10 protein-coding genes are annotated in these 13,415 nt (G+C 42.7%); 8 read left to right on the top strand and 2 right to left on the bottom strand.

All coding sequences use genetic code 11. The annotated features are described in order from the left end of the window. Positions 1-32 precede the first annotated feature (32 nt). Complete coding sequence (locus tag LJ658_RS09985) at positions 33-3,476, bottom strand: glycosyltransferase (RefSeq protein WP_230546356.1); 3,444 nt, start codon at positions 3,474-3,476, stop codon at positions 33-35. 36 nt (positions 3,477-3,512) lie between these two features. Further along, positions 3,513-3,674: a FeoB-associated Cys-rich membrane protein gene (locus LJ658_RS09980; RefSeq protein WP_230546355.1), complete on the bottom strand. Its 162-nt coding sequence runs from the start codon at positions 3,672-3,674 to the stop codon at positions 3,513-3,515. A gap of 265 nt (positions 3,675-3,939) precedes the next feature. Between LJ658_RS09980 and typA the strand changes: the two genes are divergently transcribed. The 8 genes from typA to LJ658_RS09940 all read left to right on the top strand — a co-directional run bounded on the left by typA (position 3,940) and on the right by LJ658_RS09940 (position 13,410). Further along, entirely contained in the window at positions 3,940-5,748 is a 1,809-nt protein-coding gene (typA, locus tag LJ658_RS09975; RefSeq protein WP_230546354.1) for a translational GTPase TypA, read from the top strand. A 282-nt stretch (positions 5,749-6,030) separates the two neighbouring features. Further along, on the top strand, positions 6,031-7,482 hold the full coding sequence (locus LJ658_RS09970; RefSeq protein WP_230546353.1) for a LamG domain-containing protein: 1,452 nt from the start codon (positions 6,031-6,033) through the stop codon (positions 7,480-7,482). A gap of 92 nt (positions 7,483-7,574) precedes the next feature. Beyond that, positions 7,575-8,351, top strand: a complete 777-nt coding sequence (locus tag LJ658_RS09965) for a hypothetical protein (protein ID WP_230546352.1) — start codon at positions 7,575-7,577, stop codon at positions 8,349-8,351. A gap of 49 nt (positions 8,352-8,400) precedes the next feature. Beyond that, entirely contained in the window at positions 8,401-9,204 is an 804-nt protein-coding gene (locus tag LJ658_RS09960; RefSeq protein WP_230546351.1) for a LamG domain-containing protein, read from the top strand. Positions 9,205-9,275: 71 nt separating this feature from the next. Further along, positions 9,276-9,959 (top strand): class I SAM-dependent methyltransferase, encoded by a 684-nt coding sequence (locus LJ658_RS09955; RefSeq protein WP_230546350.1) that lies wholly within the window; start codon positions 9,276-9,278, stop codon positions 9,957-9,959. Positions 9,960-10,016: 57 nt separating this feature from the next. Further along, on the top strand, positions 10,017-10,787 hold the full coding sequence (locus tag LJ658_RS09950) for a bifunctional 2-polyprenyl-6-hydroxyphenol methylase/3-demethylubiquinol 3-O-methyltransferase UbiG (protein WP_230546349.1): 771 nt from the start codon (positions 10,017-10,019) through the stop codon (positions 10,785-10,787). A 2-nt stretch (positions 10,788-10,789) separates the two neighbouring features. Further along, positions 10,790-11,911 carry a glycosyltransferase gene (locus LJ658_RS09945; RefSeq protein WP_230546348.1) on the top strand — a complete coding sequence of 374 codons (1,122 nt, stop codon included), beginning with the start codon at positions 10,790-10,792 and terminating at the stop codon, positions 11,909-11,911. Continuing rightward, entirely contained in the window at positions 11,908-13,410 is a 1,503-nt protein-coding gene (locus tag LJ658_RS09940) for a lipopolysaccharide biosynthesis protein (protein ID WP_230546347.1), read from the top strand. The genes LJ658_RS09945 and LJ658_RS09940 overlap by 4 nt, the downstream gene beginning before the upstream one ends. Positions 13,411-13,415: the final 5 nt, after the last annotated feature.

The raw sequence follows: 13,415 nt of genomic DNA, 5'->3' as shown, positions 1-13,415 counted from the left end.
GATTGCAATCCACAAGTATAATCCGGATTATATTAAGCAAAATACCTATACAACAAATAAGCTATCAATACTACAACCAGCGAACCTACCACAAGGTACATAGGCTTGGTTTTCTTTTGGCCGATGTTGACGCCCACATTACCGGTACGCTTCAAAACACCCCAGCTGCTTAGTTCGCCTTTTAACGCTTTACGTAATGATTTAAACAGGATATAGTACATCAGCTGGCGCCATACAAAACGCTGCGGAATGATGTACACCAGCTTTTTGTAATCCTCTTTCTCCATCCAGAAGGCAATAACGCCTACAATAAAATCTATCAGCACAAATACCACGTAATAGATCAGGATCTTGCCCGGTTTATCACCAAACAGGCCCAGGATCATAAACAGGTCGGCCAGCGGCGAGAACAGCGGTAATATGATCTGGAAGATGAGGATGTTAGGCATACCTACCATCCCGAAGAACTTGTATTTTTTGTTAAACAGCGCACTACGGTTTTTCCAGAAACTCTGCATCACCCCGAAACTCCAGCGGAAACGTTGTTTCAGCAGGGCGTTCAATGTTTCGGGCGCTTCGGTATAAGCGATAGCCTCGGCGCAGTTCCTGATGATGTATCCTTTTTTAAGGATGCGCATGGTAAGGTCGCAGTCTTCGGCCAGGGTATCCGTAGTAAAGCCACCGGCCTGGAACACCGCCGACTTACGGAAAGCGCCGATTGCGCCCGGCACTACGGTTATACTGTTAATCAGATCAAACGCGCGCCTGTCCATATTTTGGGCGGTAATGTATTCAATTGCCTGCCAGCGGGTGATGATATTGGTATCATTACCAACCTTAACGGTGCCGGCCACTGCGCCAATTTCTTCATCACTGAAATAGGTCATCAGGTGATAAATGGCATCATCTTTAAGCTGGGTATCCGCATCAATACAAACCACAAAATCAAAACGGGCGTGGGTTATGCCAAAATTTAATGCCGAAGCTTTGCCGCCGTTTGCCTTGGTTAATACCATTACCCGCGGATGGGCACCATAAGCCGCATAAACCAGGTCATACGTCTTGTCTTTTGATCCGTCGTCAATAAAAATTATCTCAAAGTCTTTATAATCGGTTTTTAATAAGCTTTCAATAGTTTTCAGGGCGGTAACCTCTTCATTATACGCGGGTACAATGATGCTTACAGGTTGAAGTTTCATGTTTTCAACCCTCAGGCGGTAGCGTTTAAAGCTGGTGTTTTCTGCATACTGTCTTACGGCCAGGATGCCTATCAGCACAATACGGCCGATGGCCAAAAATATAGCCGACAGGAACAAGTACAACAGGAACCAGTTGCCATAAAAGTACCCCACAACAAATACATCATATAAAGATCCAAAAATCCCACCTTCGTGTTTTACCGGGGGCATCAGGTCGTCTTTGGTTTTGTCCAGTATATCGGCAATGGTGGTAAACTGGTAGCCGTGGGTTTTAAAATAATGGATGATCTCGGGCAGTGCTTTTACAGTTTCCTCGCGGGTATCGCCGCCGGCGTCATGTAATAGCAGCATGGAGCCGTTTTTTGCCTGCCTGATGGTGCGGGCCACAATGCTGTCTTTGGTTACGCCGGGCTGCCAGTCCCACGGGTCAATTGATTCGCCAATGTTAATATAGCTTTGCTTGCGGCTTTCGGCCACCGGTATTACCTCTGCCAGGGTTTGGGGTTCGGCATCGGCATTAAAAGGCGGGCGGAATAAGATGGTGCTATGGCCGGTAACAGATTCAATGAGCTTACGGGTTGCATTAAGCTCCAGGTTTACACGCTCAAGGCTAACGGTTGATATATCAGGGTGAAAAAAAGTATGGTTACCAATTTCAAAGCCGTCCTCATATTCGCGGCGGAGGATCTGCATGTTTTTTTCGCCCATTGATCCTACCACAAAAAATGCAGCAGGTACTTTCTCACGTTTTAATATATCCAGTATCCGCGGGGTAAAGTCAGGGTCAGGGCCATCATCAAACGTTAAAACTATTTTGCCCGGCTTATAACCATATTTCCTGATCACGTATTTTGTGGGCAGTTTAATATAGCTTTGGTTGGTAATGACATAGTTTACTGTATCCAGCTTAATATCAATCTGGCCCCTTACCGGCGTGGTTATCAGGTCAAGCACTTCGCCGTCGCCCTCGTAGTTTATCTTATTATTTAACCCAACGTAGGTTAGGCGCTTAACATCAACGCCTGTTTTCCGCAGCGAGTCAATAGCCAGGTTTTTTTGGAAGAAGGTCCACATACGCGGGTCCTCACCACCCAGTCGCCACAGGGCAACGCCACCGGTATCCCAATCATCCGCCATGCGGATAATATTAAAATTGGTGGCCGCGTCTGTAAAGTATACAGTATGTTCTAAACCATCCTGTCCGTTATAAGTATAATGTAAGTTGGCCGATACCGGGTCGTAAATTATCTTGCTCTGGTTCTCATGGGCGGTACTGATGGCAGTTTGATAGCCAACAGGTTTACCGACGCTGTTTTCGGGCCAGTCAACCCCGCCGCCAAAAACGGTTAAAATAACCTTCTCACTCGGGATCTTCGCGCATACCTCATCCAGGATCTGTTCAACCCAGTGCTGGTTTGAAATGTCGCCGGCATTACTATCCTCGGTATGCTGGTTAATGGCCATCACAAACAGATAATCATTAAAACGCTGCAGGCGCTTTAAATCATATTGCTCATCATCAGGTATTACGTTTTGGGTTACCAGGAAGCCTACGGGATGTAAGGTATCATAAAGCTCCTGCAGAAATTTAATATAGTCGGGCGCGTTCCTGTTCTTAATATTATCAAAATCAAGATTTACACCCTGGAACTGGTATTTGTTTAACTGGTTAACAATGCTGTTTATGAAAGTGGTGCGCAGCTTTTTGCTTTTTATAATCCGGTAAATATCCCGGGTATCAAAATCGCCGGTAGCGTTGTTGTAATTAACGTAGTTAGAGATCGTTATCAGTACCGGTTTTTTGTATTTTTTGTTAAGATTCACAAGGCCGGTATCAATTTTAGCGTCAATGGTGTCGGCATTGGGTTTAATTAAAAAGCCCTCGCTGACCACCATGTCCAGGCGGGCAATATGGTCAACCAGCGAGTTATAGGCCTGTGGTTCCCAGGCCCGGTAAAAACCGGCGTTAATGCGGTCTTTATTGTTGGGATGTTTTAAGCGGTATAAACTACGGGTACGTTCCAGCTTCTGGATCTGATCCTTATCAATTTTAAAGTCTTTAAACTGTTTGGATACTTTAAGCTGTTCAAGCTCTTCTTTGGTTAGTTTTTTTGGCGCCGGATTTAAATTGGGCAGGCTTGGGTATTGTTGCGAGGTTATGGTGATTACAGACCCTAAAACGCTGCCTGCCAAAACAATTAATAATATGCGGCTTAGCCACTTAAAACGGTTCCACCTACCGGGGGTGTCAGTTTGAAAAACCTGCTTGTCGGCCATTAATTAAAAAAAATTAGTATGATAGTTAGGTTGGGTTTACTTAAAGTTTTTTTCGGGATCGATATTTGAAAAATCAACTCCGCATTTGCAGTTCTCACCACAGCCTTTTTTGGCAAATAAATTTCTATACATCAGCCTGCCGATATAAAATACAGCAGCTGCAAATAGTAAGATAATAAGTATTGCCTGGATATTCATGGTCACAAAATTAATACATTTTATTAACAAACGTATATTAAGTAACATCTGATATCAGGGTTATGTTTTTTTACATTAGCCGGAGATTAACGGCGCGGGCGATTGGCTAAAACTCTCCCTTATTTCTGCCGCCGGCATTTTCAATCCTATGCTATTAAGATGTAATCTGTCAGTTAAATTTTCATTAGCCTCTTACTAAATAGCTTTAGTACTTTAAAAATCCATATATTAACCTTACCTTTGCGCCAAATTTTAAAGGCATTTCATGCAAAAAATAAGAAATATTGCGATCATCGCACACGTTGACCACGGCAAGACTACTTTGGTTGATAAAATTCTGCACAGTTGTGCAATCTTCCGTGAAGGCCAGGAAACTGGTGAATTGATATTGGATAATAATGACCTGGAACGTGAGCGTGGTATTACCATCGTATCAAAAAACGTTTCGGTAATGTATAAAGATGTTAAGATCAACATCATTGATACACCTGGTCACGCCGACTTTGGCGGCGAGGTTGAGCGTGTATTAAAAATGGCCGACGGCGTATTGTTACTTTGCGATGCTTTTGAAGGCGCTATGCCTCAAACCCGCTTTGTAACCCAAAAAGCTTTGGCATTGGGCCTAAAACCTATTGTGGTTGTAAATAAGGTTGATAAAGAAAACTGTCGTCCTGAAGAGGTTTATGAGCAAATTTTTGAGTTGTTCTTTAACCTTGAGGCTACAGAAGACCAGTTGGATTTCCCGGTAATCTACGGTTCATCAAAACAGGGATGGATGAGTACTGATTACAAGAAACCAACCGAAGATATATTCCCGTTGATGGACGCGATATTAGCAAACATCCAGCCGCCGCCAATTAGCGAGGGTACTTTGCAAATGCAGATCACATCGTTAGATTATTCTTCGTTCGTTGGTCGTATCGCTATCGGCCGTGTTGCCCGCGGTACTATCAAAGAAAACATGCCGGTATCATTGGTAAAACGCGATGGTACTATCCAAAAAACAAGAATAAAAGAACTATATACTTTTGAAGGCTTAGGTAAGGTTAAAGCTACCGAAGTTAGCGCCGGCGATATTTGCGCAGTTGTAGGTATTGAAGGTTTTGATATTGGCGATACCATTGCCGATTTTGATAAACCGGAGCAATTGGAAGTTATCCATATTGATGAGCCTACCATGAACATGTTGTTCACCATCAATACCTCACCATTTTTTGGTAAAGAAGGTAAATTTGTAACCTCGCGCCACTTACGTGACCGTTTGTACAAAGAGATGGAAAAAAACCTGGCGTTAAAGGTTGTTGAGACCGAATCGCCTGACTCTTACTTAGTTTATGGTCGTGGTATTCTTCACTTATCCGTATTGATCGAGACCATGCGTCGCGAAGGATATGAGTTACAAGTGGGCCAGCCGCAGGTAATTGTTAAAGAAATTGATGGTGTTAAATGCGAGCCGGTAGAAACCCTGATCGTTGATGTACCGGGTGATGTTGCAGGTAAAGTTATTGAATTGGTAACCCAACGTAAAGGCGACCTGTTGGTAATGGAGCCTAAAGGCGACTTACAACACCTGGAGTTTGATATCCCTGCACGTGGTATTATTGGTTTACGTAACAACGTATTAACCGCAACCGGTGGCGAGGCTATTATGGCTCACCGCTTTAAAGCTTATGAGCCGTGGAAAGGTCCTATCCCCGGCCGCTCAAACGGTGTATTGGTATCAATGGATACCGGTAAAACTACTGCGTTTGCTATTGATAAATTACAGGACCGTGGCCGTTTTCACATTGATCCGGGAGTTGATGTTTATGAAGGCCAGGTATTGGGCGAGCACATCCGCGACAATGATTTGGTTATTAACTTAACTAAAGGCAAGCAGTTAACCAACATGCGCGCATCTGGTAGCGATACCAACGTACGTATTGCGCCTGCTATTAAATTCTCATTAGAAGAATCAATGGAGTATATCCAGGCTGATGAATACATTGAGGTTACCCCTCAAAGTATCCGTATGCGTAAAATATACCTGAATGAAAATGAGCGTAGAATTAACGCCAAAAAGTTTCAGTCGTAAATAGCGATTACAAACATACCAGTAACAAAAAGGGCTCCGTAATTGCGGAGCCTTTTTTGTTGCCGGTGGCCTGTACCGGTTTTTTATAGATATAGGTATTCTTAATTTAATGTTAATTAATAGTTAATCACAGGTTATAAAAAGGCTTTTTAAATGCGTTTAGTCGCTATTATTCGGGGTGGATTACCTTTTTTGTAACTAAAAGGAAATTTTTATTTGGTTTTTTAAATGCCGTTTTTATATATTTGATTAACTTAACAGTTTAACCTAATCTTAAAACACATGAGAAATTTTACAAAAAGCGGCCTGCTTTCTGCATTGGCCGTGAGCGCACTTCTGGCGCCTTCCTGCAAAAAAGCAAACCAGGCAAACCTTAACAGTAGCTTAAATCAGACAACTCAGCAAACCCAGTTTATCAGGGGGCAAAAAGATCAAAGTTTAAATTCAAGCCTTGTTGCTTATTGGCCTATGGATGGTAATGGCACAGATCTTTCCGGTAACGGCCATACAGCTACCATTACTGGTGCTGTATCTGCAACAACAGATCATTTCGGTAACACAGGCCGCGCCCTGTATTTTAACAATAGCCCTACTACCGGCAGTTTTATGACTGTTTTGGACGCCGCTGATTTGCGACTTTACAATACAGATTACACTATAAATGCCTGGGTTAATTTAGATATCTATAATGCAAGCTATGGCTCACAAGTGCTGTCTAAGTTAGACAGCAGCCCCAGTGGCTGGGGCTGTAGTATTACAGGCAATATATATGGCTACGGCCCTGGCCGTAGCTACTTTGGTATAGGTGCACATGGCTTAGGTAATGCCGTAAGCCACGGAACTGTAAGTACCGGTAGCTGGCATATGGTGTCATATGTATACCATAACAGTACTTATAATATGGACATGTATATAGATGGTGTGCTCGATACTGTCCGTAATACGGGAGTGCCAACTAGTTATTCAACTACTAATTTGACTATTGGTTATGCCGGCGCGTCATCCAGCTATTATTTCACAGGTGCTATGGATGAAATAAGAGTATATTCCAAAGCACTAACCGCTTCTAATATTTCTGATTTGTATACTGCACCTAACCCAACCGGGCTACTTGCTTATTGGTCGTTTGATGGCAACGCCAATGATGTTTCAGGCAACGGCAATAATGGCACAGCATATAACGTTACCTCGACAACCGACCGTAATGGAGTAAGCGGTAATGCGTACGCTTTCAATGGAACAAGTAGTTATGTTACTGTTCCGGATAATGTAGCTTTACGGTTAAATAATACTGACTACACCCTCAATGCCTGGGTTAGAGTAAATAGCTATGGTTCATCCGGAATGCAAATGATAGCCAAGCGTTCGTCAACCGCAACAGGTTATGGCTGGAGCCTGACAACATCCGGCTATGATTTTTTTGGCCCGGGTGGGGGTACAACCAGCTCAACAGGTACAACATTTGTCAGTGCAAGCGCAACCAATTGGCACATGATTACAGTAACCTATCAATATTCAACGGGGACACTCACTCATTATGTGGATGGGGTCGCAGCCGGAAGCTACTCATCGGGGTTCCCAACACCAAGCGCTACAACTACTGATCCTTTAGTTATCGGAAGAGATAATATCGGTCCAAATTATTTCTTCAACGGAGCAATAGATGATGTAAGAATTTATAACAAATTGCTTACCACGACAGAAATCACCGCTTTGAAAAACACACTTTATTAAACAATACTTAAATTGTTAAGTAAAAAAGAGCCGCACAATGCGGCTCTTTTTTTGTTTGGCTGTAACCGGTATATTTGCGTTTTAATAAAGTGATGAAGAGATATTTTTTGGCCTGTTTAATCTTGCTTGCGGGCTTATTTTTTAATTCCTGTAAAAAAGAGGTAAGATCAAGCCAGATATGCCTGCACGAATCATCAATTGATTATTTAAAAAGATGGGCCGTTGAGGCAACCGAAACGGATGTCCGTGACGCTGATGGCAAACTAATTAGTCACCATATAACCCACCCAAGCGGCTACTTCCAGATCAATGGCGACTTTACTTACAATTTGTTTAGTGATGACGCCCCGGTAAACGGCAAATGGAACATTAACAGGGACTGTGAATTTGTGCTTAACCCAACTACCGCTAAAGAACGCAGGTTTTCGGTTATCCGGCTGTCGGATGATTCATTGACCCTGAAGCAAACCGTTGGGCATACTACCATTCTGCAACGCTATACGGCGTTTAAATGCCCCACACTGGCCAGTCTGCAATTTAGATGGGATAATGTTTTTACACTTGAGGCGCCTTATGGCCCTGATACGGTTTTTAAAGCAATTTATTTAAAACAGCCGGGCTATTTTAAACTAAACCCCGACGCAAGTTATAATTTAGTAATGGGCCCGGTAAATGGCATGCCGCCACCACCGCCGTTAAACGGTACCTGGGGTATCGCCCAACCCGGTTGCCTGATTGTACTGGATAAACGGAAGGTAAACGAGCGGTACTTCGAGGTGCAAAAGTTAACTAAGGACTCGCTGGTGATATGGCGAAAAGATACCATAGCCAAAATAAACTATCTGCAGCATTATATGAAGCATAAATAGTTGTAATGACAGGAAAAGTTCTATTTTAGCTGCATAATCTAACCTTAAAATGAAAAACATTGCCTTATTGTGTGTTACAGCTATTCTGTTAAGTATGGGTAGTTCGTGTAAAAAGTTTGATCCTGTTAAGGCAACTACACCCCCCATCCCGACACCCACCATTGATAGTTTAAAAACAGGACTGATAGCCTATTATGCTTTTAATAACAATTCAACCACCAGTGCAGTTGATTCATCAGGTAATGGCAACACGGCAACAGCCGATAGCATTAAATTAACGGCTGACAGATCAGGTAATCCGCATTCGGCTTATTTATTTAATGGAACAAGCAGTTTTTTAATGGTTAAAGATAACCCGGCGTTACGATTAAGCAATACGGATTTTACGATAAACACATGGGTTAATTTAACACATTACAACACCTCTTCGGGTTCTTTCGTGCTTTCAAAAAGGGGCACGGGGTCTGCTAACGGCTGGGGTTCATCTATCACCGGATTTGCTGTAAACGGCACTAATATTTTGGGCGCACCCTTTTTTAACGTATCCGGCGGAACCGACCCGGCGGCGGTAGGTATAAATAGCATCCAGTTAAATAAATGGTACATGCTAACCACGGTATACAATGTGCAAAAACAGCAGATAAGCCTTTATATCAATGGTGTTTTAAATAGTGTGACCGGGCAGATACCTACACCAAATGCCAGCACGGCGGCTGATTTGTATATCGGCAGTGATAACCGTAACACGGGCAGTAACGGATATTATCTTTACGGCGCGCTTGACGAAATACGTTTGTACAGCCGCGCTTTAAGCCTTAATGACATCCAAAAATTATACGTTTACGCAAAATAGGTGAACGGTAATTTACCCGATTGTTAAACAAGGATTTTTACACCTGTGCAAAAAAGAATTAACTTAGCCGGATGAAAGGTAATGACCGCCTGTACCCCAGTATATTTAATCCGCGTTATGTGGTGCTTACCCAATTAAGGGATGCAACTGTTAAGAAAATTGAAGAGCTTACTGCTAATAATAAGAACCAGGTTTTAATAGATTTTGGCTGTGGCGATATGCCATATAAACCGGTTATTGAACCTCACGTTGGTAAATACCTGGGTGTCGACCTGGAAATGAACCCCCGGGCCGACCATCATATCGGTTTTGACAGTAAAACCACCCTGCCTGATAATTATGCCGATATCATCCTGTCCAACCAGGTGTTGGAGCATGTTGATTCGCCGGAAGGCTATCTGCAGGAAGCCTGGCGCCTGTTAAAGCCCGGCGGCTCTATGATCCTGACCACGCATGGCTACTGGCTGTATCACCCCACACCAAATGATTACTGGCGCTGGACGGGCGCCGGATTAAAAAAGACCGTTGAAAAAGAAGCTTTCACGCTAGCCTCATTTACCGGTGTGCTGGGCCTTACCGCAAGCGGGCTGCAATTGTTCCAGGATGGGATATTGTTTAAATTACCGCGGTTTTTGGTTCCGGTATGGTCTGTCATCATGCAGGGTATCATTAATTTGTTTGATAAACTGCACTCGCAGGCGCAGCGCGACCGCGACGGTGCTTTGTATATTGTGGTTGCCCAAAAACCACTATAATGAATATTTAAGTACCTTTGTGGACGACTAAAATCAAATCTATTCCCCGTATTATAAATGGAAGAAAAAATAGACCGTGAAAACGTAGTATCATATTATGACGAGCACGTTAAGTACAAACTAAACGACTATATTATTGTCAATCCGCGGATTGAATTTGGCTGGAAAACCATTATGCGTTTTGCGCCCGAAGCACCGTTACGCATTTTAGAAGTAGGCTGCGGTATGGGCAGCATTTGTAACCGTATGCATAAGCAGTGGCCAAATGCACATGTTACCGGTATTGATATCAGTACCATGTCTATCCAGATAGCGCAAAAGCTGTTCGCGGATGATAAGCTTGATTTTAGAGAAACCATATTAACCCCCGAAACATTTAAAGACGAACAGTTTGACCTGATTGTTTTTATGGATGTTTACGAACATATAGCTGTTGAGGACAGGCCCGCGGTACACGCCGCGCTGGCAAAAATATTAAGGAACAAAGGTAAAATTGTACTTACTGTGCCCACACCGCATAACCTTAAATGGTGCCTGGTTAACCGCCCCGAAACTATGCAGCCGGTGGATGAGCATATTACGTTTAGTGTAATAGGCAAGCTGGCAGAGGATACAGGTACCGAGGTGATCCTTTATCACCAGAAAGATGTTTGGCACACGGCCGATTATACGCACATAGTGCTTGAAAAGAACGACGATTTTTTAACCGCGTTTTTTACACCAAAACCGGTAACCGCGGCCCAAAGGACAGAAAGGATAATCGGTAAAGCAAAAGCCAGGTTAGGCAGTTATTTCCGTAAGGCTTTTGTTCGCCGCAAATTAGGATAAACATGGATAGCGGCTACACCTTGTGCATTATAAAGCCTAATAAATCCTCTTTTTCTGAAACGTTTGTACAGGCGCATATCGACCTGCTGGCCGGCAATAAGCTGGTATTGTATGGTGGTGCGTTCCCTGTTTATGATAATGAGGATAAGCCGCTTATCAAATCAAAATGGGGGCTTTTAAGCTATTTGTTCCAGAAAAAAGTTTTAAAGCGTAAACGCATAGCTGTCAGAACCAACGCCCTGAAATGCTACCTGGTTGAAAAACACGTTGATGCCGTATTTGCTGAATATGGCATGGTAGGCGCAATGGTAACCCAGGCCTGCAAACAAGCCAATGTTCCGCTGGTCATTCATTACCATGGTGCCGACGTATATAACCGCAGCACTGTTTCGGAGTATAAGGATCTTTACCGGGATGCGTTTAATTATGCCAGCGCTTTTATTTCCGTATCGGCGGATATGGTTGAAAAATTAAAGGAAATGGGCGCCCCTGCTGATAAGATCTACAACGCTTCATGCGGGGTTGACACTGAAGATTTCCCGCTGGCAGATATTTCAAATTCGCCCCGTAATTTTTTAGCGATAGGACGGTTTGTAGAAAAAAAGTCGCCTTCATCAGTGGTAAAGGCATTTAAAATTGTGGCCGATAAATTCCCCGACGCCAAATTATGGATGGTTGGAGACGGCCCGCTGTTTGAGGAAACAAAAAAACTGGTTGGCAATTTAAATCTGCAATCGCAGGTAACCCTGGCGGGGGTCTTGAATAAGACACAGATTAAAGAGCTGATAAAAAACATGCGCGCCTATGTGCAGCATTCGGTAACTGCTGCTGATGGCGACAGGGAAGGTACCCCGGTATCGGTACTTGAGGCATCCTCATCAGGGCTGCCGGTAGTGTCAACACGCCATGCCGGTATAAAAGAAGCGGTTATTGACGGTGTTACCGGCTTTTTAACCGCCGAACATGATATAGACGGTATGGCGCAGGGAATGATTAAATTAGCCGGGTCGCCCGGGCTGGCAGTTAAATTAGGCAAAGCCGGACGCGGGCATATAATGCTCAACTACCATATCAAATCGCGTATAGCTTTGCTTGACAGTATCATACAAAAAAGCATTAAATGAATTTATTAAAGAAACAGGGGTTTTATAACAGCATTATCTTGTATGCCGGTACCGCGCTTGGTTTCTTTAATCTGGTAGTTTTATTTCAGCGGATTTTAACGCTCGAAGAAATAGGTTTTTTTGCCATTATGAATACTATTACGCTGCTGTATGCGCAAATTGCATCGGTAGGTATAAATAATATTATATTTAAATATCTCCCCGATTTTCGCAGTGATGATAAAAAGCATGGTGGCTTTGTAACCTTTGTAATTGCGTGGTGTGTTATCAGCTTCGTTTTATTTACCCTTGTCTTTCTGTTTTTCCAGAATTCAATTATAAGGCATTACAGCCATAAACCGGGATCTGAACTGCTGGTCCGGTATTTTTATTATTTAATCCCGTTGTCCTTCTTAACCATGGTTTATACGGTGATAGAGAGCCTGGCTATTACGGTTTTTAAAAACGTGCTGTCCTCATTCTTACGCGAGGTGCTATTGCGTGTATTTACGCTGGTAAGTGTATTATTAATAGAAGCGGCACTTATTACCTATCACGATTTTTTATCCATATACCTGGCCGCCAATATAGCCATGATAGCTATCCTGTTATTTTACGTGTACCGCGGGCGCGATTTTAAACTGGGCCGGATATCGCCGCAAATTGTAAGTCAGAAAAAAGAATTTGTTAAATATGGTTTTTATACTCTTTTAAGCAGTACCTCGGCAGCGTTGATACTAAACCTTGATAACATAATGTTAATGGCGTTAAGCGTAAAAAATGAACTGCCGATAATTGCCATTTATACCACATTTTTTGCCATAGCCCTAGCTATAAGCTTACCTGCCAAGGCATTGAACCGTACATCATTACAAATTATAGCGCAGGCCTGGTCTGATAACGATTTGCCTAAAATTGGCAAGATCTATTATAAAACATCGGTAATGCAAATGTTAATAGGATCGTTATTATTTATCGGGATTGTCGTAAACAGGAATTTTCTGATTAACGTGTTGCTGCATAAACATAAAGATGAGTTTACCACCTATTTTAATGTATTTATTGTAGTGGGCCTTGGGTTTTTAACAGACATTACCGGCGGGGTAAACGGCTATATCATTAACTTATCCAAACATTATAAGTTTACCACCTACTTTATTGTCGGGTCGGTGTTTTTTTGCGTAGCCGCAAACTGGCTGCTTATCCCGCGGATAGGGATGATGGGCGCCGCCATAGCTTATTTCATGACCATGTTTATCCTTAATTTTTTATACTGGATCTATGTAAAACTGAAATTTGGCCTGCAGCCTTTTGGCAGGACACATGTATCGATTATCATTATCAGTATAATTACTTTATTAACCGGTTTATATTTACCGCTGGGGCATGATATATATATAGACCTGATCTTACGGTCGGCAGTGGTTGCAGTTATTTATTTATCATTGGCCTATCTGCTTAAAATATCTGATGATGTAAACCAGTTAATTGATAGTGTTTTTAAATTTACCAGGAAATAACAACG

Origin of the sequence: Mucilaginibacter sp. UR6-11 (genome assembly GCF_020880695.1) — a bacterium.
Classification (GTDB): domain Bacteria; phylum Bacteroidota; class Bacteroidia; order Sphingobacteriales; family Sphingobacteriaceae; genus Mucilaginibacter.
This window is presented reverse-complemented; position numbering and strand designations above follow the sequence as displayed.